Below are 20,725 nucleotides of genomic sequence, written 5' to 3' on the forward strand. Positions count from 1 at the left end.
GTGGTCGGCCTGTTCCGACCGTTCCGGAGCAGGGGCGGGGGGGTGAGTCAGTGCAGCTGCCACACCGTCACGAGGTCGTTGGACCAGCGCCGTGTGGCCAGAACGTCGAGTCGGCCAGAGACCACCTCGCCGGGCAGCCGTTCAGCCACCAGCCACGAGACACCCAGGGCACGCATCCGCGCCAGCACCGCGGGTGAGGGGGCCGCGAAGGCTGACTGGTTGAGCGCATAGAGGGCGGAGTCGTAGTAGCCGACGTGAGCCGCGGCGGGCACGTAGCTCCACGACTCGAGCAGTACGCGGCGGCCGGACAGCCCGGACAGCCACCATCGTCGTGAGTCGCACTCGGGGCCGAGCCCGGTGCCGGCGAGGCAGTGGGTGTTGGTCGCCGTCAGGGCATCGAGGGGCACGTGTGCCCGCACCCAGAGGGCGGCCTCTCCCTGCGCGCGCGTCGCCGGGTCAGAGGCGCCGGCCGTCGGCGCGGCCGACCGCCCGGTGACCGTCGTGGCCACCGCCGACCCGGCCAGTGCCGCGATGAGAGCCACCGAGGCAAGGGGCAACAGCAGCGCATGAGACCGCAGGCCGGCGGGTGCTCCCGGTGGAGGCTGTCCAGACCTCACTCGCCCAGCGGGCGGATGCCGCCTGCGCGACGCCGCGACCACGGCCGCCATCACCAGGCCGGCGACGAGCACCTGAAGCAGGAACGCGCGCACGGTCGACGCCATCGCAGCCGGTGTGTCGGGCAGCGGGCGGGAGAGCGTGACGAGCGCGATGACGGTCGTCGCGGCCCCTGAGGCCGCAGCCGTGATGGCCACCGCTCGGGAACCCACTCGCCGTCCGTCGAGCGAGGTGGCACACGACCAGGCCAGCAGCGCGCTGCCGATCGGGACGGTCGTGTAGACGAAGTAGTACTCGCTGTAGCCCTGGTGCCCCAGCGCGAAGAAGGGGACGAGGGCCGACGCGCACACCCCCGCGAGGAGCCAGGCCGCAAGATCGCCCCGCAGCGGTCGCTGCACCACGACGACGAAGGCGATCGTGCGCAGCGCACCGATGGCCGTTGCGGCGAGCAGCGCGAGCAACAACAACGGCCCGACCGTGCCGTCGACCAGTCCGGCCGGCAGCAGGGTGGCGAAGTCGGGCGCCGCTCGGGCCAGCAGACGGTAGGGCGCCAGTACGGTCAGGCTGGAGAGCAGCTGGATGCCGGTGCCACTGTCGCCACCCGAGACGAGCACGAGGGCGGCCGACGTCATGACCAGGCCGACCAGCGTGAGCAGGAGCACCCGCAGCCGAACGCGGCGCAGCACCAGTGCGGCGAGCAGAGCGAGCGCGAGGCCACCGAGCACCACCGGTAGCGCCGATGCCTTCGCCCCCGAGCAGCCCAGTGCGCCGATGGCCGCCACGGCGAGGGTGCCCCAGTGGAGGCGACGTTCGCGCACGGCGTCGACGAGCGCGTGCAGGGTCAACGCCACCAGGGGATAGGCGAACAGCTGCGACGGGGAGTAGGCGCTCAGGTGGGCGAGGTCGGGCACGACTGCGGGCCAGAAGGGCAGGGTGGTCGTCGGCAGAGCGATCCAGGCGGCGGCCGCCGCGGCCCAGGGCTTGCCCGAGACCCGCTCGGCGAGAGCGGCGGTCAGCACGACGAAGAGCAGCGCCATCGGCAGCACCCAGAGCCGCAGCATGATGGTCTGTACGTCGATGCCGGTCATGAGCGAGGAAGCGGCCACATGCGCGTTGGAGAACCAGTGGTAGTGCAGTGCCCCGGCATCGGCAACCTGTGGTGTCTGGAGCGGGAAGGCGCTCGTCGCCTCTGCCGCCAACCCGAGATGCCAGAGCAGGTCGGGGTAGACGGCCCGGTCGCTGGGCGGCAGGTCTACCTCACCGATGTAGGCGGTGGTCTGCTGCCAGATGACCACGAGCGCGGCGAGCGCGAGCACGACGGTCGGCCAGGGTGGCCAACGCTGCAGGGGCCGCTGCCGTAGACGCCTTCGAGCCGTGGGCGAGAGCAGCACGAGGAGGGTGAGCAACGGCCACGCCCAGAGCAGCCCACGCAGGTCGAGGAGGCTGCTGCCGGCCCAGGCGACGAGCCCGAGCACGAGGCCGGTGGCGGCTCCCAGTCCGAGGTCGGCCAGCCAGCTGTTCTGCGCCCCGCGCAGGCCCTTGTGGACGAGGGTGCCGGGAACGAGTACGCCGAACACCAGGTAGAACCCGTAGCCGACCAGCGCACCGAGGGGAGTCTGTCGCGCGAGCAGCACCGCGACGACCGCCAGCGAGACGGCGGCGGTCGACCACCAGGCCACCGCCCGTGCGCCCGTGGCCCCTCGGAGGGGGGGCCGACCGACCGGCGAGGGGCGTGTGGCCATGTCGCTCAGGGTAGGTGATCTCGGGGGCCGGCTCGGTCGTGGTGGTGCTCCTCGAGCAGGCGACAACCAGGGGGAGGGACGGAAGGTGAGTCAGGTGGATGTGGTCACGAAACGATAACGGGGGTTATGTGACTGATGGGGCGCATGCGAGCCTTGCGACGGTTGCTGCCCCAACGGTCCCAGGAGTTCTTTTGCGCAAGCCCACCACCGCCATCTCCATCCTCGCTGTCGCCCTGGCGACGGTTGGGCCCCTCGCGCCCAGCGCGGTGGCGATGCCGTCGCCCGCCGCGTCGGGCAGGGCGGTCTCCGCGGTCTCGGCGGTCTCCCCTCATCCGGTGGCTCCGACCATCGTGTCGCTGCCGGTGCCCGAGGTCTTGGGGGCGAGCCGCTCGGCAGGTTCGTCCTTGACGGCCCGCGACGGTCGGCTCGTCGGTGCCGCGCTGTCTCGAAGCGCCGTCCACTTCGATGTCGCGGGGGTGGCGTTCACCGGCAAGCCCCCTCCCGGCCTGTTGATCGAGGCACGGACGCACACAGCCGCCGGCTGGGGTGCCTGGCACGAGCTGGACGTCGACGGGGACGGGCCCGACCCGGGCTCGGCGGAGGCCCGACGGTCCACCACCGGCACGGCGCCCCTGCTCGCCGCCGGCTCCGATGCCATCGACGTGCGGGTGTCGTCACCGTCAGGTGCAGTCCCGGCCGGCCTGTCGGCCAGCCTGGTCGACGGCGGCACGTCGAGCGCCGACGGTGGCCTTCCCGCGCCGGGCCCCCTCGCTGCAGCGCCCGTGACCGCAGGCTCGCCGAATGCGGCACCGGGTTCCGCAGCAGCTGCTGCGGCCGCCTCGACCTCGGTCTCGATGCCGACCATCATCACCAGGGCGCAGTGGGGAGCCGACGAGAGCATGCGGCCGTGCACCCCCAACACCCTGAGTGGGTTCAAGGCCGCCGTCGTGCACCACACCGTCAACTCCAACAGCTACACCTCGACGCAGGCCGCGTCGCTCATGCGCGGGATCTACGCGTACCACACCCAGAGCCTGGGGTGGTGCGACATCGGCTACAACTTCGTGGTCGACCGGTTCGGTCGCACCTACGAGGGTCGCAAGGGCGGCATCACCGGGTTCATCCAGGGCGCCCAGGCAGGGGGTTTCAACGCCGAGACCTTCGGGGTCTCGGTCATCGGCGACTACAGCAGCATCCCGTTCGGTGCCGCCACCGTCGAGGCGGTCACCCGCGTCATCGCCTGGCAGGCGGCCAGGTCGAACTTCGACCCGGCGAGCTCGGTGACGTTGACGTCGGAGGGCAGCACCCGTTACCAACCCGGGGTGAAAGTGGTGAAGCCGCGCGTCATCGGACACCGTGACACCAGCCTCACCGAGTGCCCCGGCAACACCGCCTACCCGCAGGTGGCGTCGATCCGATCTCGGGCCGCCTCCTACTGGGCCATCGGACGACCCACGGCCGCGGCGTCGCTCTTCACGGCCGCGAGCCCCCGCAGGGTGCTCGACACCCGAGCCGGAGTGGGAGCGCCACGGCGTGCCGTCGGAGCTCGAGGTGCGGTGACCCTCACCGTGCCCGGACTGCCGGCCGGTACCACCGCCGTGGTTCTCAACGTGACCGCGACATCACCGACCGCCGACACGTACGTCAGCGTCTATCCCAACGGTCGCAGCAGCGGAGGCACCTCCAGCCTCAACCTGAGACGCGGGCAGACCTCGGCCGGCCTCGTCTCCGTGGGAGTGGGCAGCGGCAACACGGTGCGCCTCTACAACTCCGCGGGCAGCGTGCAGCTCATCGCCGACCTCGCGGGCTACTACGCGGCGAGCGGTTCCGGATACTCGAGCGTGACGCCGCGGCGGGTGTTCGACACCCGTTCGGGCACCGGCGGCGTCAAGGGCCGGGTCGGTGCGGGCCGCACCGTGACCATGAAGGTGCCGGGGCTGCCGACGGGCACGCGCGCCGTGACGGTGAACCTGACCGCGACGAACGCGTCCGGCAACGGGTTCGTGACGGCCTACCCCGGCGGAAGCAGCCGGCCGAGCATCTCGAGCGTCAACGCTGTGCGCGGTAGCACGGTGGCCAACCTGGTGACCGTGGCCGTCGGAGCCGGCGGCACCGTGAGCCTCTACTCCGACTCGGCCTCGGTCGACCTGATCGCCGACCTGGCCGGCTACTACGCACCCGGCTCCGGCACCAGGTTCGTTCCCATCAGCCCGCAGCGGATGCTCGACACGAGAACGGGGCGTGGGCCGGTGCTACGGCGGGTCGGCGCCAAGGAGGCACTGGCCGTTCAGGTTCCCGGCCTGCCGACGAGCGCGTCGGCAGTGAGCGTCACGATGACGGCCGTCGGCGCGAGCGCCGCCTCGTACGTCTCCGCCTACCCGAGAGGGGTGTCGCGACCGAACTCCTCCGTGCTGAACGTCGTGCCGGGGGTGACCGTGACCAACTCCGCGACCGTGGGCGTCGACCCGGCGAACTGGATGTGGGTCTACAACAACGCCGGCGCGGTCGACCTCATCGCCGACGTCACCGGGTTCTTCACCGGCTGAACCGAGCCGCGCAGACCGGTTGCCTTTGCCGACCCGCGAGGCGACCGGTCTGCGGGCCGGGCCCATCCTGAGCCCAGAGGCGACTCAGCGCCCTGAGGTGACGAGCGCAGCGATGTGCCTGGCGATCTCCAGCGCCGCGGTCGCGGCGGGCGATGGGGCGTTGAGGACGTGCACGATCGCACCCGTTCGCTCGATGAGGAAGTCGTCGACGAGTGACCCGTCGGGCTTCATGGCCTGGGCTCGCACACCGGCGGTGGCCTTGGTCAGATGTTCGTCACGGATCTCGGGAACGAGCCGCCGAAGGCTGTCACCGAAGAGTCTCCTGGAGGCCGAGCGCGCCATCTCCTTCGAGCCGGCGCGGTAGTTCCTGCGGGCCAGCTTCCAGAAGCCGGGGAAGGTCAGGGCGTCGTAGACCTCGCGTGGCTTGATGGTGCCCCAGGTGTAACCCTCACGCGCGAAGGCCAGCACCGCGTTGGGGCCGGCGTGCACATGACCATCGACCCCGCGAGTGAGGTGGACGCCGAGGAAGGGGAAGTCGGGGTTCGGAACGGGGTAGATCAGCCCCTGGACGAGTGGTGTCGCCTCCGGCGTGAGCTCGTAGTACTCACCGCGGAAGGGGATGATGCGGGCCGAGGGGGAGTGCCCGAGCCGCCGGGCGACGAGGTCGCTGTGCAGCCCGGCGCACGCGACCACGACGTCGGCGGCGATGGTGCCGGTCGAGGTCTGCACGAGCGTCTCGGCGCCCCTGGTCGTCGCACCGAGAACCTCGGTGCCGAGGCGCAGAAGGACACCTCGGCGTTCGAGGCGCCGCACCAGGGCAGCACACACGGCGCCGTAGTCGATGATGCCCGTCGCGGCGACGTGCAACGCGCCCACCGCGCTGATGTGGGGCTCGTACTCCCTGGCCTGCTCGGCGTTCAGCCGGCGCACCTCGAGCCCGTTGGCAAGGCCTCGGTCGTGCAGGCGCTGGAGGCCCGGCAGCTCAGCTCGGTCGGTCGCCACAACGAGCTTGCCGCAGACCTCGTGAGCGATGCCTTCCTCCTCGGCGAAGCGGACCATCGAGGTTGCGCCGGCCTTGCACATCGACGCCTTCTGGGAACCTGGCGGGTAGTACAGCCCGGAGTGGATCACGCCGCTGTTGCGCCCGGTCTGGTGCGACGCCCAGGTCTGCTCCTTCTCCAGCACGCTGACGTGGGCGGTCGGATCATCGACCGAGAGGCGGTCGGCGACGGCCAGACCGACGATGCCACCGCCGATCACCACGTACCGAGGGCCGGAAACCATGGGCCTAGACTAGGACGGCACTCGCCGACCCCGTGAAGGAGCTCGATGACCACCAGTCCGATCGCCCTCGGTGAGCCGACCGTCGGGGCGAGCGAGCTGGCGCAGGTGCAGCGGGTGTTCGAGTCGGGGTGGCTTTCTGGCGCTGGACCCACCTGTGCGAGGTTCGAGAAAGCCTTCTCCCTCATCTCCGGGGTGGCCCACACCGTGGCCACCACCAACTGCGGCTCATCCCTGCACCTGGCCCAACGCGTGTTGGGCACCGAGCCGGGCGATGAGGTCATCGTCGCCGACTACACCTTCCCGGCAACCGGGCACTCGGTGATGTGGTCGGGCGCTCAGCCGGTCTTCGCCGACGTGCGCGCCGACATCTGGAGCATCGACGTCGAGCACGCCGCGTCGCTGGTCACCGACCGCACGGTCGGCATCATCGCGGTCGACCCCTTCGGTCAGCCGGCTGACTACGACGAGCTGCGACAGCTGACCGACCGACACGGGCTGTGGCTCGTCGAGGACGCTGCCTGTGCGGCGGGCGCCAGCTACAAGGGTCGGCCCACCGGCAGCCTCGCCGACATCGCCTCCTTCAGCTTTCACGGGCGCAAAGGCATCACGGCCGGCGAAGGCGGGGCCCTGAGCACCGACGATCCCGAGCTGGCCGGTCATGCCCGCAAGCTGCACACGTACGGCATCGCGCCCGCCCTTAGCCGGGAGGGTGCCGCCACCCTGCCCGTCCCTGCGTTCGACGAGCTCGGCTACAACTACCGCATGTCCGACGTGCAGGCCGGCATCATGCTGGCCCAGCTCGACCGACTGCCGACGCTCGTGGCCCGTCGTCGCGCCGTAGCTGAGCGCTATCGCGAGCTCATGGATGACATCGAGGCGATCTCGCTGCCCGTCGAGCTCGATGACCGCGTGCACCCCTACCAGTCCTACGTCATCACGATCGGCCCTGAGCTCGACCGGGGCGCAGTGGCCCTCGAGCTGCGTGCCCGCGGCATCGGCTGCAACTTCGGCACCTATGCCTCGCACCTGCAGCCCCTCTACGGCGACCAGCCGGCCCTGCCCGTCTCCGCCGGGCTGTTCGCCTCACACCTGGCCATCCCCATGCATGCCAACCTCACCGATGACGAGGTCGCGCGAGTGTCTGCCGTCGTGCGCGAGGTCGTCGGTCTCCCCTCGACCCGCGCCTGAAACCCCCACCCACAAGGAGAGCTGCACCACGATGTCTGAGAACAAGACGGTCTTCTTCACCGGCGGCGCTGGCTGGATCGGCATGAAGACGATCCCGCGCCTGCTCGACCAGGGCTACAAGGTGCGCATCTTCGACAACATGTTCCGAGGTGACCGCGACGCCGTGGCCCAGCTCGTCGAGCGTGGCGACGTCGAGCTCATCGACCAGGACGTGCGCTATGGCGGGTCGGTCCACGCAGCCATGAAGGGCTGCTCGCACGTCATGCACTACGCAGCGGTCTCGATCAACAAGAGCCAGGCCGACCCGTCCGAGTCGATGGACATCAACATGATCGGCAACCACAACGTGTTCGCGGCGGCGGCAGACCACGGCGTCAAGCGCCTCGTGTTCGCTTCGAGCGCGTCGGTCTACGGCCCGCCGCAGCAGCTGCCGATGTACGAGACCGACCGGCTCGACCCGCAGACGCCGTACTGCATCAGCAAGCGAGCCGGTGAGGACCTGCTGGCCTTCTACCAGCGCCGCAGTGGGCTGTCGTGGGTCGCGCTGCGCTTCTTCAACGTCTACGGGCCCGGTCAGAAGACCACGGCGTACTACACGTCGGTCATCAACCATTTCGTCAACCGTCTGCGCAACGGCGAGCCGCCGGTCATCGACGGCCGGGGCGAGCAGTCGATGGACTTCATCCACGTGGAGGACATCGCCCGGGCCGGTGTGCTCGCGCTCGAGTCGGAGACGGCCAACCTCGCCGTCAACATCGGCAGCGGTGTCGACACCACGATCGCCCGGCTCGCCGAGATTCTCATCGAAGCGGTCGGTGTCGACGTCAAGCCGCAGTTCAACCCTCGCGACGTGCTCGTCGACCGCCGGGCGGCTGCGACCGAGCTCGCGAAGCAGAGCATCGGCTTCGAGACGACGATCGACGTCGTTTCAGGAATGACCGATCTCGTCAACGCGTCGCTACCGAGCCGATGAGCGACCCGCAGCCGTCCTCGGCGCGCCCGCCGACGCCGGCTGCGCCGGGGCTGCCGCTCAACCCGTACAACCAGCACGCCTGGGTGGTGGGGGAGCCCGTCATCGGTGAGGGAACCTGGATCGGTGCCTTCACCGTGATCGATGGCAGTGGTGGACTGACCGTGGGGCGCGGCTGCGACATCTCCTCCGGTGTGCACGTCTACACGCACTCCAGCGCGAGGCGCTGCGTCAGCGGTCGCCGGTATCCGACGGTCGACCGCGCACCGGTGAGCATCGGTGACTTCGTGTTCATCGGTGCCAACGCGACGATCAACATGGGTGTCACGATCGGTGACCACGCCATCGTCGGCGCTGGGGCGGTGGTCACCCGTGACGTGCCGTCCCACACGGTCGTCCAGGGTGTGCCGGCACGAGCCACCGCGAGAGTGGTGCTGACGGGCGAAGACGTCACCTTCGCGCCCCTGGCGTCTCAGCCCTCTGACTCCGTCCATCCGAGCACCCGCGAGCCCTGAGAAGATGCGCATCGCGGTCGTCAACAACTTCTTCCCGCCGAGAGTCGGTGGCAGCTCGCACCTGTCCGAGGCGTTGGCCAAGGGGTATGCGGCGGCCGGCCATGAGGTGCTCGTGCTCACCGCTGCGTACGCCGACGCGCCAGATGAGGAAGAGCGCGACGGCCTGCGCATCGTGCGACTGCCGGCCGCGATGATCCCCAAGAGCCGCCTCTCGGTGAGCTTCGACATCGCCTTCACGATGCGCACCGGCGCCTACCGCCAGGTCTCGAAGCTGCTGGGCGGGTTCGGCCCGGATGCGATCCATCAGCACGGCCAGTTCTTCGACCTGACCTGGCTGAGCGGCATCTGGGCCAAGCGGCATCGCGTCCCTGCCCTGCTCTCGATCCATACTCGGCTGGAGAACCCCGCAGCGACCTACCACGGCGTCTTCCGCAGCCTCGACGCGGTCGTCGTCAGGCCGATCCTCAAGCGCTACCGGCCGCGTCTGGTCGTCATGGATGTGCAGATGCAGCAGTACATCGTCGATCGCTACACCGGCGCCTACACGTCACTCGAGAACATCCCCGTCGGCGTCGACACCGGATGGGTCGTTGGCGGTGATGGTGCACGGGTGCGCGAGAAGCACGATCTCGGCGACGCGCCGCTGATCGTCAGCCTCGGCCACGTCATCCCGCTGCGCGACCGCCTCCTGCTGGTGCAGGCCCTGCCGCGGGTGATCGACCGGCACCCGCACGTGCGGCTCCTGGTCGTCGGCAGCGTCTACTTCGACCAGTTTCTCGAGCTGGCCCGTGAGCTCGGCGTGAGTCACGCGGTCCTGGCCGTCGGGCCGGTGCCCAAGTCAGAGGTGCCCGACTACCTGGCGGCCGCCGACGTCGAGACTCACGACCTGCAGGGCTACGGACTCGGTACGGCCAGCCTCGAGAGCATGGCCGCCGGCGTGCCGATGGTCGTTGCGGTGCGACCCGACAACTTTCCCGGCGTCGAGCTGCGCAGTGGTGAGAACGTCATGCTGACGCCCACCGGCGATGCCGCTGCTCTGGGCGCAACGCTCGCCGACCTGCTCGACGACCCACAGTGGCGCAAGCGCATCGGGTCAGCCGAACAGCAGCTCGTTCGCGAACGGTTCTCCATGGAGACGGTGCTGCGCCAGCACCTCGACGTGCTCGAGGACATGGTGGCCCAGGGCCGCTGACGGTCAGCGGCTCGCGCACGGGTCGTGCACGGCGTAGACCCGCACCGGCCCGTCGACCCTTACCAACCTCAGGAACGGGCTTCTGGTGAGCTTGTTGATGTTCCATGTCCGGCGGCCGCCCGGCATCGCCGGCCGGCCCACGACCACCCAGCTGACGTCGTAGTCGTTCACCAGGCACGCGGTGGGGCTCTTCCGGGCGCCGATGAGAGTCTTCCAGAGCTGCACGCGCCGTTGCCACTCTGCTTCTTCGGGACCGCTGAGTGGCTCGATGCCCCGCAGCAGGGGCAACCCGGCATCCACCGTCATCCACGGAACGAAGTCGCGATGGAAGTCCTCGGCGACCGACCCACTACGCCCTCGCAGCCATTCGGTCGTGCGTGCGTAGGCCGGATCGTCCGGCATCGCCCGTGCCGCGAAGCGCTCATGCGCCATGGCGGTCTCGGGCACAGCGAGGACCAGCGCCGAGAGACAGACGGCCGCCGCGACTCCCACCCGGCTCTGCCGACGCCCCTGCGCCCGACTCGCGGCCGCGACGTCGAGCGGCTCAGCCGTCTCAGGGCCAGGTGGCTCCCGCCCAGGGATACGAGGCGGGTTCCCGGTGTCAGGCCTTCGGCCCATCCTGCGCCGGCGCGCCGGGGCGCGAGCCACGAGCAGTGCCATCTGCACGGCCGCCACGGCTCCGGCGAGGGTCAACGCCCCCGGAGCCAGCGCCGACGACCAGAGCACTCGACGGGGATCGTCGTAGAAGAGGCTGGCGACCACCGTATGAACAGGGCCCAGGTCGACGGCGACGAAGACGGCCACCACGAGCATGCCGAGGTGCAATATGGCGAACGGCCGGGCCCAGCGGAAGGCTGGGAGCAGACTCGCGGTCATGCCGACCAGCAGGAGGGCGGTGAGCACCGCGCTGACCGCGACGCCCATGCCACTGAGCTGGATGGGGATGCCGCCAGGCCGCGGAACGGGGTCGAACAGGGTGCCGATGGGGCCACCCTGGGGGAAGGTGGCCTGCGCAACGACCTCCCAGAACGACCGGCCGGGCGCGCCCGTCCGGTCGGCCAACCGCTCGCTCCTGGCGACGAGCAGCAACACCAGGTTCGGAATCATCAGAACCAGGCTGAGCCCACCCGCGACGACGAGCCGGGCCCACCCGCGCCAGGAACGCCAGGACAAGCTCGTCACGAGCAGGCCGAGGAGCAGAAGGGCAGCGCCCAGAGCGTCGTAGGTGTGGGTCACGAACATGCCCGCGAGTGCGATGGCGGCCAGGGCCAGCACCGCCGGGGCCCGGGGGATCCGGGCCGCGAGCCAGAACAGGAGCGCCACCGAGGGGACGAGCGCGGCACCGAGCAGCACCGTGAGCCGACCGGTCGCGAGGCTCGGCCAGAGCGGACCGATGAGCATCGGCAGGAAAGCGGCGGCCCCGGCCACCGCCGGCCGAGCCCCCAGGACTCGCGTGATCCCGAACACCCCCGTCACCGCGGTCAGGGGAGTCACCAGCCAGGTCGAGGCGAGAATCACGGCGGTGGGGCCGGCCCCGGTCAGCTGGCTGGCCTGCGCCCAGAGAACGTGGGGCGCCAGGGGGTAGAAGCCGCACGAGGATGTGAAGGCGATGTCTCCTGTGACACAGACCTGCGAAGCCAGCCCGCTGCCGGAGCTGAGCACCCGGCTCATGAGGAACGCATGGTTCATCGCATCCCAGCCCGGAGCCGATGGCAGCCTTCCGACGAGGAACCACGCGACGACCAGGGCCGCGGCGGCGGCCAGACCCAGCGCGGCGAGGTCTGCGGCGTGAACGCGCAGTCGGTGAACGAGGCGACTCCGGCTTGCGCCCCAGCCCGGTCGGCGTCGCCGATGCCGGAGAACCAGGTTCACCGTCAACGCGGCGGCAGCCACGGACAGCTCGAACCAGAGCACGGTCAAGGGCGACCAGGTCGCACCGGCGTAACCGCTCCAGGCGACGGCGATGCCGATGAGGCCGTAGGTGATGCTCGGCGACGCGATGAGCGCGACCCGACGCAGCCGAGAGTGCCTGGGCGTGACGGCGAAGGCCAGCGCCGCCCCGGGGAGGAAGGCGAGGGCGACGAGGGTGGCCCACTCGAGCAGGAGGCTGATGGTCAAGCTCCGGTCAGCTCACCGCGGTCTGGGCGACACTCTGGCGAACGGCCTCGACCACCCGATGCCCGGGGAGGATCGTGGACCTCTCCTCCTCGAGATCGACGCTGCCGTCGACGAGGTCGACGAACCGGTCGAGCTGGGCAGCCAACGGCTCGCGACTGGTGACGAGCTGGGGGATCTCGATGATGGTCTGTTGCTTGTACGACAGCCCGTCTTCGGTGTTCTCACCCAGCACGTGACGGTAGAGCGTGACAGCGTTGCGCAGCATGTCGACCTCGATGAGCCGGTCGATCTCGTGGATGACGAACCCGCGGACCTTGCGCTGGCTCATGCGGCTGGCCGAGACGTTGGCGACCCCGCCACCCGGGAAGGTCAGCAGGGCTTCGGCCACGTCCTCGGCGGTGGGTTCCGAATCGGGGTGCAGATACCCCATTGACCCCACGACGTGGCTCGGCTCGCCTCCCATCATGCGCACCACGATGTCGGCATCGTGGATCAACAGGTCGGAGGCGACCCCGGTGCGGATGCGGGCGACGTAGGGGGAGTGGCGCTGGGCCGTGATCTGCAGCGGGGTTCTGAGCAGGCTCATCGCCGTGAGGATCCCGGGGTTGTAACGCTCCAGCAGACCGCACATGAGCGGTACGTCGTCGCGGCGGCTGCGCGCCACGAGATCCTCGGCATCGGCCAGGGTGTCGGCCAGCGGCTTCTCCATCAGGAGCGGAAGACGGTGCTCGAGCACGCGCTGCCCGATGGCATGGTGGTGCTGGGTCGCGGCCGCCACGATCACCGCGTCGATGTTCCGGACGTCCTCGAGGGCGGCTGCCCAGGTCGCGCCGAAGCGCTGAGCCGTTGCCTGACCGATCGTGCGGTCCGGGTCGATGACCGCCGCCAGCCGGGTGCGATCGTGCCCCACGACGACCCGCGCGTGAAGAGAGCCCATCGTCCCCGAGCCGACGAGGGCGATGCGGATCCGTGCGGTCATGGGCAGTGCTCCTTGAAGGCTGCTCGAGGGTGAGGTGTGCAGCGCGGCCGATGCTACCTGCCGCGTCCAGGAGACAACCACACCAACGCGTTACCCTGAGCCGCTGCCACAGAAAGGACGGCGATGAACTCGATCCACCCCAGCGCGCTCGTCTCTGCCGAGGTCACGATGGGCTCCGGCAACATCGTCGGTCCCGGAGTCGTGCTGCTCGGGCCGATGACCATCGGCGACGGCAACTGGTTCGGTGTCAACAGCGTGCTGGGAGCGCCGGCGGAGATTCGCGGTGCCGACCACGGCGAGGCTTGGAACGGTAGCCCCGTCGGGGCCGGTGTGGTGATCGGCAGTCGCAACGTGTTCCGCGAGCTCCTCACCATCCACCAGGGGCACGATGACCTCACCTCGGTCGGTGACGACTGCTACCTCATGAACAAGGTGTACATCGGCCACGACGGCCGTATCGAGTCCGGGGTGACCATGGCCTCCTCGGTGACGCTGGGAGGCCATGTCCGCGTGGGGCGCGGTGCCAACCTCGGCATGAACAGCGTGGTGCACCAGCGACGGGTGATCGGTCCGGGCGTCATGCTCGGTATGGGCTCGGTCGTCACGCGAGATATCCCGCCGTACGCCATGGCCTTCGGCAACCCGAGCCGGTTGAGGGGAGCCAACGCGGTGGGCATGCAGCGTGAGGGCCTCTCGCCGGCCGCCATCGAGTTCGTGTCCTGGGCCTACCGCCAGTCAACGGTGCCCCGAAGTGGCGTGCCGGCGGAGCTCGAGCGGGCGTGGGCATGGTGGCTGCAGGAGGTGGGCCGGTGAGAGGGGTGCTGGCTCGGCTGATGCCCGTGGTGCGACCCGTCATCGGGGTGCTGATCGTCGCAGCCGTCGGCTACGCGGTGGCGTCCCAGTGGGCGGAGGTCACCGAGGCCATCGGTGAGATGCACTGGTTGAGCATCGCCCTCGCCTTTCTCATGGTGCTGCTGGGCAGCGCCGCCGCGCTGATGTCGTGGCGCATCCTGCTCGCCGAGGAGGGGCATCCGCTCGGGTTCGTCGACGCTGCCCGCATCTTCTTCGTCGGCCAGCTCGGAAAGTACCTCCCCGGTAGCGTCTGGTCGATCGTGGTTCAGATGGAGCTGGCCACTCGGCTGAAGGTTCCTCGCGCGCGCACGTTCACCGCCACCTTGTGCTGGACCGGGCTCTCCCTGGCCAGCGCCTTGACGGTCGGTGTCATCGGCCTTCCGTTCCTGGGCGCCGACACGGCGATCATCTGGGTCTTGCTGCCGCTGCTGCCGGTCGCGCTCGTGTGCTCGCACCCGGCGGTGCTGACCAAGATCGTCGACCGGCTGCTCGGTCTCATCCGAAAGCCTCCACTGCCGCACGTGTTCACTTGGCGGGGCGTGCGGGGAGCCTTCGGCTGGCTGCTGGTCACCTGGCTCTGCTACGGCACACACCTCTGGCTGCTCGCCAACTCGCTGGGAACGCCCGGTCTGCTCGGCTTCGTGCGATGTCTCAGCGGCTTCGCCCTCGCACTCGGTGCCGGCATCGTCTTCATCGTGGCCCCGAGCGGGGCCGGTGCCCGCGAGGCGCTGATCGTGGGTGCCCTGGCCGGTGTCATGAGCCGTGGCGAGGCGCTCGGTGTCGCCGTCGTCTCACGGATGCTCTTCACGGTGGCCGACATCGCGCTCGCCGGTGTGGCCGCACTCTCGGCCCTTCGTGTGCTGCGCCACGGCGCGTCGCCCACCACCGGTGAGGTGACCGACGATGCGCCGGCCACCCACGCCACCATCACCGGTCCCGGTGACATCCCGGGTGGGCCGACGGCCCCGTCAGAGCACCGTGCGCCGGGTCCGACTCACGGCGTGTAGCAGCTCAGCTCGCGCACCGGCTGAGGTTTCCAGCCGGCCTCGCGCAGCCAGCGAGACAGCTTCTGCTGCGACGGGTAGACGCACGTCATGCTCACCTCGAGAGTGCTCAAGGCCGCCGTGAACTGCTGCTGCGAGTGGGTCCGCCGCGGGCTGGTGACCGTTCCCCCGAATACCTCGGTCAGCGTGATGCGAGCTTCGTGCTCTCGTGGCGGCTCGGTGAGGATCGAGATGTAGGAGGGAAGTGCCGCCACCGCGTGCACCTCACTGGAGACGAGCGAGAGGGCCCGCATGGTGCGCAGTGGTGCGAGCACCGGGCCCGGGCCGGGGTCGAGGCGCCGGATGGCCAGCGCCTGCTGGACCTGCAGCGACGGGTACTTCCACGTGGGTACAGACTTCACTTCGACATCGCGCACCGGTGACCAGAACGGCGTACCCGTCACGACCAGAGCGGCCACCAGTGCGGCCGCGACCGCGAAGGCCGGCATCCGCCTGGCCATCGACCAAGCGCCCGCGACCGGTTCGGCCCTCGCGAGCGGGACCGTCGCCAGCAGGCCCACCATCACGGTGACCGGTGCCACCCACATCAGGCGCCACGCGACGGCACCCGCGCCCGTCGCCGAGCTGAACAGCCCTGCCACCCCGGGGGCGAGCACCACCAGCAGCGACAGGGCCGCCGCGGTGGCCACCACCCGGGTCGCGCCCGAGACGCTCAGCCAGCCGGCCAGCAGGATGCCGGCCCACCCGATCGCGGCCAGCAGCCCGGTGCCCAGCACGAAGTGGAAGGCCACATCGCCCGCTCGGAAGCGGCCGCCGGGGTCACCGGGTACTCCGGCCAGGGCGACCACACCGCCGGTGATCACCGGGTACGCGGCGAGCGCCAGCACGCCCACCCAGCGTCGTCGAGTGACCAGCAGGGCCGTCGCACAGCTGACCGCGATGATCGGCACGATGAAGGTCGCCGACGAGGTGAGCCCGACGGCTGCGATACCGGCCGAGGCCAGCATGAGCTGCTGCCAGCGCGAACCGTTGTGCGCCCAGCGGGTGATGTAGAGATAGATGAGCGGGATCAGGGCGGCGACGAACACGACCTTGCCCTGCCAGATGCGGGCCAGGAAGAAGACGCCCACCCCGGCCGGGGTGTTGGCTGCCATGGCGAGATACACCATCGACACGGCGAAGGCGAGCGTGGCCCGCGCGCGGGACCACTCGCGAACCAGGCGCCAGATCGACCAGGTGGCGAGGAAGGTGAGCAGCGGCGGAAAACCGAGGTAGACCAGGGCCGTCGGGTCCAGCGACAGGAAGCGGGCCAAGGCTCCCTGGAGCACCTCGATCGACTGGAGCGGTGCCGTACCGGCGCCGGGCAGCGCGGGAAGGGTCTGGTCACCGAAGATCGTGTCGCGACCGGGGATCAGCCCGTGTTCGGCGACGAACACCGCCTTGTTGACGTAGAAGACGTCGTCGGGGTCGCGGCGCAGCGTGAACAGCGAGAAGGCGGCCCAGCCGAGGCCTACCACCAGGGCGAGCACATGCGACCGGAGGCGCACCGGCTGCCGCTCCGAGCCCGCCGCCGCCGAGGGTGGGGCCGAGGATGGGGCCGAGGATGGGGCACTGTGCGGGTGAGGGCGGTCGCTGGGTGAGGGGTGACTCGCCCGCACGAGGTGCACGACCGCGATGAGCCCTGAGACGGCCGCGAGCACCCAACCGAGGCGCCAGCTGACGCCGGTCGCGTCACGCACCACCACGGCGGACCCCAGCGCCAGCACAACCGAGATGGCCAACCACGGGCTGCGCCACGACAGCGTGGGAGCGTCGACCGCGGAGGGGGCCGATGGCCTGTTCCGGAACTGGCGCACGACCGCTGCCCCCAGGGCGACGAGCAGCACTGCCCAGGTGATGACGATCGGGTCGGTCGGCCAGCCCAGCAGCTGAGCGGCCTGGTAGAGCAGGGTCCACGCGGCGAAGGCCAGCACCGCCAGGTCGGTGGCTCCGTCGAGCCATCGGGCGAGGGCGCTCTCATGGCGGGGGGAGGGGGTCTGCGCGGTCGAGGCGTTCCGCACAGCGTCCTGGTGAGACGGTCCGGGGTTCATCCTGTTCCTTGGGAGGGTTGGTCACTCGAGTTCGAGCACGACGGGTTCGGCAGCGGCATCCGACCATGCACCTCTTCGGTACCGAGGCGGAACGTCACGGCCGGCCTGCCATCACCGCATCGCAGCGTCAGCTCGCGCCGAGCCGGCGACGACGCCACCGGGCACGGCCAATCCTCATGCTGTCACGACCGAGGGCCGTGACCCAAGGCCGGATGCTCGCGGGGGAGAGATGACGGGTCGGACGTCGCGCGCCTGACGGTGAGCGGGTGCCTGGCCCGTCGGATAAGGTCTGGGTCGAGCGAGAGTGCCTCTGGAGGGGCGGGCAGCGAGAGCCTGCCTGCACGCGAACCGGTGCAACCCACCCCGAGAAGGACGACGCACCGACGGAGGGCACCTGCGACATGGACGACTTCATCCCCCCTGCCAAGCCGTTGATCGGCGCCGAGGAGCGCGCTGCCGTCGACCGGGTGATGCGCAGCGGCATGCTGGCCCAGGGCCCGGAGGTGAAAGCGTTCGAGGAGGAGTTCTCGGAGCATTTCCGGCTCGGCCGGGCTTGCGTAGCCGTCAACTCCGGTACCTCGGGGCTGCACCTTGGGCTCCTGTCGTGCGGGGTCAAAGCCGGTGATGAGGTGATCGTGCCCTCGTTCACGTTCGCCGCTACCGCGAACTCGGTTGCGTTAACCGGTGCCACCCCGGTCTTCGCCGACATCGACGCTGGCGACTTCTGCCTGTCGCCCGCGGCCGTCGAGGCATCGATCACCGAGCGGACGGTGGGGGTGATGCCCGTGCATCTGTACGGACACCCGGCTCAGATGGGCCCCATCATGCAGATCGCCCACGAGCACGGGCTCTCGGTGTTCGAGGACGCCGCCCAGGCGCACGGAGCCGCCCTGAACGGGACCCCGGTCGGCGGGTTCGGCGCGTTCGGGATGTTCTCGCTGTATCCGACGAAGAACATGACCGCGGGCGAGGGTGGGATGGTGTCGGCCGGCACCGCGGAGGTCGAGCGCCTGCTGCGGCTCTATCGCAACCAGGGCATGCAGCAGCAGTACCACAACGAGGTCATCGGGTTCAACGCCAGAATGACCGACATCCACGCAGCCATCGGCCGGGTCCAGCTGACCAAGGTCGACGAGTGGACCACGGCGCGTCAGCGCAATGCCGCGTTCCTGTCGGCCAACCTGCAGGGCGTCACCACACCCCCGGTCGCTGAGGGCGCGGTGCACGTCTTTCACCAGTACACGGTGCGGGTGCCGCAGGACCGCGACGGGCTGGCTGCCGCGCTGCGGGCCGAGTACAACGTCGGCTCGGGACTGTTCTACCCGGTGCCGAACCACCGCCTGGCCCCGTTCCAGGTCGAGGTCGACCTGCCCGAGACCGAGCGGGCCGCGCGCGAGTGCCTCTCCCTCCCGGTGCACCCATCGCTGTCGCAGGGTGACCTGGAGCGGATCGTCACGGCAGTCAACGCCTTGGCCAGGGCCGGCGCCTGAGGGCGGCCCTCTGCGTCGGCACCGGCTTGCCGCCGGGGCTCAGGCCAGGTCGACCGATAGGTCGGGCTCGGTCTTGTCGCGCACCTCGGCCTCGGTGACCCCGGGGGAGAGCTCGCGAAGCACCAGCCCGGATGCCGTGACGTCGAGCACCGCAAGATCGGTGATGATGCGCTGCACCACGCCGCGACCGGTGTAGGGCAGTGAGCACTCCCTGACGATCTTGAACGAGCCGTCCTTGGCGGTGTGCTCCATGAGCACGATCACCCGTTTCGCTCCGTGCACGAGATCCATCGCGCCGCCCATCCCCTTGACCATCTTGCCGGGGATCATCCAGTTGGCGATGTCGCCGCCCTCCGAGACCTGCATGGCGCCGAGGATCGCGGCGTCGACCTTGCCCCCGCGGATCATCCCGAAGCTCATGGCCGAGTCGAAGAACGCCGCCCCCCGGCGCAGCGTCACCGTCTCCTTGCCGGCGTTGATGAGGTCGGGATCCTCCTGCCCCTCGAACGGGTAGGCGCCCACCCCCAGAATGCCGTTCTCGGACTGAAGCACGATCTCGACATCGTCGGGAACGTAGTTGGGCACGAGGGTGGGCAGGCCGATGCCGAGGTTGACGTAGGCGCCGTCGGTCAGCTCGGAGGCCGCCCGGGCGGCCATCTGCTCACGGGTGAGCGCCATGCTCACGCCTCCTGCTTCTGGCGCACGGTGCGCCGCTCGATGTGTTTGTCGGCTGCCTGCTCGGGGGTGAGCGGTAGCACCCGCTGCACGAAGATGCCGGGCAGGTGGATCTCGTCGGGATGCAGCTCACCGGGCTCGACGAGCTGCTCGACCTCCGCCACGGTGACCCGGCCGGCCATGGCGCAGAGGGGGTTGAAGTTGCGCGCCGACTGGTTGAACACGAGGTTTCCGTGCCGGTCGCCCTTGGCGGCGCGAACCAGACCGAAGTCGGTGGTGATGGCCCGCTCGAGCACGAAGGTCTGGTTCTCGCCGTTCACCTCGAACTGCTGGGTCTGCTTGGGCGGCGACTGCAGAACCACTGCGCCGGCGGCGTCGTAGCGCCACGGCAGCCCGCCGTCGGCGATCTGCGTGCCGACCCCGGTTCGGGTGAAGAAGGCGGCGATGCCGGAACCGCCGGCGCGCAGCCGCTCGGCCAGCGTGCCCTGCGGCGTCAGCTCGACCTCCAGCTCGCCGGAGAGGTACTGGCGTTCGAACTCCTTGTTCTCGCCGACGTACGAGCTGATCATGCGGCGGATCCGCTTGTCCTTGAGCAGGATGCCCAAGCCCCAGCCGTCGACCCCACAGTTGTTCGACACCGCCTCGAGGTCTTTCAGGCCGGTTTCGTGGATCGTGGCGATGAGCACGCTCGGGATGCCGCAGAGCCCGAAGCCACCGACCGAGAGCGACATGCCGTCGGTGATGCCGGCGATGGCCTCGACGGGGGAGGAGACGACTTTGTCCATGGGGCCGACTCTAGCCTCGACCGCTCCGACCCTGAATTACAGGCTGGTAGTTCGCCCGGGGGCCTTGTGAAGGGTGTGACAGGAGTGCCTCAATGGTCATGGTGAAGTTCGAGCAACCCGCTGGAGGAGGCAGGAACCGTGACGGTCATGGCGACGAGGTCAGCTCTGGGCGGCGTCGGTCCGACCGGTGCCGGCGTGTCGACGGTCTCCTTCTCGACCTCCTACACCGAGCACAAGCACACCGTCGTCGGCATGGGCGCCCGTGGTTTTGTGGTGCGGCTGCTGCAGCTCGCGCTGGGCGCGGTCGCGGTCGACGGCGTGTTCGGCACGGTGACCCGCGACCGGGTCATGGCGTTGCAGCGGTCGATGGCGCAGCCCGCGACCGGCATCGTCACCCCCGAGCTCTGGGATGTGCTCGAGGCTCGGGACTTCCCGTTCGTGCACCAGCGGGCGTCGGTGCTTCGTGTCGGTGACTCCGGCCCGGAGGTGATCGCGGTGCAGCGTGTGCTGGGAGTGGCGACCACCGGTGTGTACGACCTGGACACTCGAGAGGCGGTCAAGGCCGCTCAGTCCCAGGCCGGACTGGCCAGCACAGGGGTGGTGGCGTCGCGCACCTGGTCGTTGTTCGACCGGCTCTCGGCCTGATCCCGGCTCGGGTCAGGCAGGTCAGGCAGGGTCAG

The 20,725-nt window shown here is 69.9% G+C and carries 16 protein-coding genes; 9 read left to right on the forward strand and 7 right to left on the reverse strand.

All coding sequences use genetic code 11. The features are described 5' to 3' along the window. Window positions 1–47: 47 nt before the first annotated feature. The gene (locus BA895_RS20605; RefSeq protein ID WP_139142811.1) at window positions 48–2,357 is read right to left on the reverse strand and encodes a hypothetical protein; all 2,310 of its coding nucleotides are present in this window, start codon (window positions 2,355–2,357) and stop codon (window positions 48–50) included. Window positions 2,358–2,548: 191 nt separating this feature from the next. Between BA895_RS20605 and BA895_RS20610 the strand changes: the two genes are divergently transcribed. Next, window positions 2,549–4,903 carry a peptidoglycan recognition protein gene (locus BA895_RS20610; protein WP_070193769.1) on the forward strand — a complete coding sequence of 785 codons (2,355 nt, stop codon included), beginning with the start codon at window positions 2,549–2,551 and terminating at the stop codon, window positions 4,901–4,903. A gap of 84 nt (window positions 4,904–4,987) precedes the next feature. On the opposite strand, the gene lhgO is transcribed toward BA895_RS20610, so the two are convergent. Next, window positions 4,988–6,187: an L-2-hydroxyglutarate oxidase gene (lhgO, locus tag BA895_RS20615; RefSeq protein ID WP_070193770.1), complete on the reverse strand. Its 1,200-nt coding sequence runs from the start codon at window positions 6,185–6,187 to the stop codon at window positions 4,988–4,990. Window positions 6,188–6,232: 45 nt separating this feature from the next. On the opposite strand from lhgO, the gene BA895_RS20620 reads away from it, so the two are divergent. The 4 genes from BA895_RS20620 to BA895_RS20635 are packed head-to-tail and all read left to right on the forward strand — an operon-like array spanning window position 6,233 to window position 10,052. Next, complete coding sequence (locus tag BA895_RS20620) at window positions 6,233–7,375, forward strand: DegT/DnrJ/EryC1/StrS aminotransferase family protein (protein ID WP_070193771.1); 1,143 nt, start codon at window positions 6,233–6,235, stop codon at window positions 7,373–7,375. Between the two features lie 31 nt (window positions 7,376–7,406). Next, window positions 7,407–8,348 carry an NAD-dependent epimerase/dehydratase family protein gene (locus BA895_RS20625; protein WP_070193772.1) on the forward strand — a complete coding sequence of 314 codons (942 nt, stop codon included), beginning with the start codon at window positions 7,407–7,409 and terminating at the stop codon, window positions 8,346–8,348. Beyond that, complete coding sequence (locus BA895_RS24830) at window positions 8,345–8,860, forward strand: DapH/DapD/GlmU-related protein (protein WP_070193773.1); 516 nt, start codon at window positions 8,345–8,347, stop codon at window positions 8,858–8,860. The genes BA895_RS20625 and BA895_RS24830 overlap by 4 nt, the downstream gene beginning before the upstream one ends. Window positions 8,861–8,864: 4 nt before the next feature. Further along, the gene (locus BA895_RS20635) at window positions 8,865–10,052 is read left to right on the forward strand and encodes a glycosyltransferase family 4 protein (RefSeq protein WP_070193774.1); all 1,188 of its coding nucleotides are present in this window, start codon (window positions 8,865–8,867) and stop codon (window positions 10,050–10,052) included. A gap of 3 nt (window positions 10,053–10,055) precedes the next feature. Here BA895_RS20635 and BA895_RS20640 read toward each other — a convergent pair whose 3' ends face one another. Both BA895_RS20640 and BA895_RS20645 read right to left on the reverse strand, forming a co-directional pair. Continuing rightward, window positions 10,056–12,170: a DUF6541 family protein gene (locus tag BA895_RS20640; RefSeq protein ID WP_070193775.1), complete on the reverse strand. Its 2,115-nt coding sequence runs from the start codon at window positions 12,168–12,170 to the stop codon at window positions 10,056–10,058. Between the two features lie 7 nt (window positions 12,171–12,177). Further along, window positions 12,178–13,149 (reverse strand): Gfo/Idh/MocA family protein, encoded by a 972-nt coding sequence (locus tag BA895_RS20645; protein WP_070193776.1) that lies wholly within the window; start codon window positions 13,147–13,149, stop codon window positions 12,178–12,180. Window positions 13,150–13,272: 123 nt separating this feature from the next. Between BA895_RS20645 and BA895_RS20650 the strand changes: the two genes are divergently transcribed. Together BA895_RS20650 and BA895_RS20655 are read left to right on the forward strand one after the other, a co-directional pair. Further along, window positions 13,273–13,962, forward strand: a complete 690-nt coding sequence (locus BA895_RS20650; protein ID WP_070193777.1) for a hypothetical protein — start codon at window positions 13,273–13,275, stop codon at window positions 13,960–13,962. After that, a complete protein-coding gene (locus BA895_RS20655; RefSeq protein ID WP_175442402.1) occupies window positions 13,959–15,008 on the forward strand; it encodes a lysylphosphatidylglycerol synthase transmembrane domain-containing protein in 1,050 nt (349 codons plus the stop codon). The genes BA895_RS20650 and BA895_RS20655 overlap by 4 nt, the downstream gene beginning before the upstream one ends. On the opposite strand, the gene BA895_RS20660 is transcribed toward BA895_RS20655, so the two are convergent. Continuing rightward, a complete protein-coding gene (locus tag BA895_RS20660) occupies window positions 14,996–17,095 on the reverse strand; it encodes a DUF6077 domain-containing protein (protein ID WP_070193779.1) in 2,100 nt (699 codons plus the stop codon). The two genes, BA895_RS20655 and BA895_RS20660, sit on opposite strands and share 13 nt — an antisense overlap. Before the next feature lie 401 nt (window positions 17,096–17,496). Between BA895_RS20660 and BA895_RS20665 the strand changes: the two genes are divergently transcribed. Next, on the forward strand, window positions 17,497–18,585 hold the full coding sequence (locus BA895_RS20665; RefSeq protein ID WP_070193780.1) for a DegT/DnrJ/EryC1/StrS aminotransferase family protein: 1,089 nt from the start codon (window positions 17,497–17,499) through the stop codon (window positions 18,583–18,585). Window positions 18,586–18,624: 39 nt separating this feature from the next. Here the strand turns inward: BA895_RS20665 and BA895_RS20670 are convergent, their stop codons facing one another. Together BA895_RS20670 and BA895_RS20675 are read right to left on the reverse strand one after the other, a co-directional pair. Continuing rightward, window positions 18,625–19,263 carry a CoA transferase subunit B gene (locus BA895_RS20670; RefSeq protein WP_070193855.1) on the reverse strand — a complete coding sequence of 213 codons (639 nt, stop codon included), beginning with the start codon at window positions 19,261–19,263 and terminating at the stop codon, window positions 18,625–18,627. A 2-nt stretch (window positions 19,264–19,265) separates the two neighbouring features. Continuing rightward, on the reverse strand, window positions 19,266–20,045 hold the full coding sequence (locus tag BA895_RS20675; protein WP_070193781.1) for a CoA transferase subunit A: 780 nt from the start codon (window positions 20,043–20,045) through the stop codon (window positions 19,266–19,268). Between the two features lie 147 nt (window positions 20,046–20,192). On the opposite strand from BA895_RS20675, the gene BA895_RS20680 reads away from it, so the two are divergent. Beyond that, a complete protein-coding gene (locus BA895_RS20680; protein WP_083283625.1) occupies window positions 20,193–20,690 on the forward strand; it encodes a peptidoglycan-binding protein in 498 nt (165 codons plus the stop codon). Window positions 20,691–20,725: the final 35 nt, after the last annotated feature.

The organism is Humibacillus sp. DSM 29435 (assembly GCF_001758225.1).
Lineage (GTDB): Bacteria > Actinomycetota > Actinomycetes > Actinomycetales > Dermatophilaceae > DSM-29435.

What these genes read in the sequence shown, in the direction of transcription:
- BA895_RS20605 (WP_139142811.1), bottom strand. Translation starts at nt 2,357, where the DNA reads ATGGCCACACGCCCCTCGCCGGTCGGTCGGCCCCCCCTCCGAGGGGCC.
- lhgO (WP_070193770.1), bottom strand. Translation starts at nt 6,187, where the DNA reads ATGGTTTCCGGCCCTCGGTACGTGGTGATCGGCGGTGGCATCGTCGGT.
- BA895_RS20620 (WP_070193771.1), top strand. Translation starts at nt 6,233, where the DNA reads ATGACCACCAGTCCGATCGCCCTCGGTGAGCCGACCGTCGGGGCGAGC.
- BA895_RS20625 (WP_070193772.1), top strand. Translation starts at nt 7,407, where the DNA reads ATGTCTGAGAACAAGACGGTCTTCTTCACCGGCGGCGCTGGCTGGATC.
- BA895_RS24830 (WP_070193773.1), top strand. Translation starts at nt 8,345, where the DNA reads ATGAGCGACCCGCAGCCGTCCTCGGCGCGCCCGCCGACGCCGGCTGCG.
- BA895_RS20635 (WP_070193774.1), top strand. Translation starts at nt 8,865, where the DNA reads ATGCGCATCGCGGTCGTCAACAACTTCTTCCCGCCGAGAGTCGGTGGC.
- BA895_RS20645 (WP_070193776.1), bottom strand. Translation starts at nt 13,149, where the DNA reads ATGACCGCACGGATCCGCATCGCCCTCGTCGGCTCGGGGACGATGGGC.
- BA895_RS20650 (WP_070193777.1), top strand. Translation starts at nt 13,273, where the DNA reads ATGAACTCGATCCACCCCAGCGCGCTCGTCTCTGCCGAGGTCACGATG.
- BA895_RS20660 (WP_070193779.1), bottom strand. Translation starts at nt 17,095, where the DNA reads ATGAACCCCGGACCGTCTCACCAGGACGCTGTGCGGAACGCCTCGACC.
- BA895_RS20665 (WP_070193780.1), top strand. Translation starts at nt 17,497, where the DNA reads ATGGACGACTTCATCCCCCCTGCCAAGCCGTTGATCGGCGCCGAGGAG.
- BA895_RS20670 (WP_070193855.1), bottom strand. Translation starts at nt 19,263, where the DNA reads ATGGCGCTCACCCGTGAGCAGATGGCCGCCCGGGCGGCCTCCGAGCTG.
- BA895_RS20675 (WP_070193781.1), bottom strand. Translation starts at nt 20,045, where the DNA reads ATGGACAAAGTCGTCTCCTCCCCCGTCGAGGCCATCGCCGGCATCACC.
- BA895_RS20680 (WP_083283625.1), top strand. Translation starts at nt 20,193, where the DNA reads ATGGCGACGAGGTCAGCTCTGGGCGGCGTCGGTCCGACCGGTGCCGGC.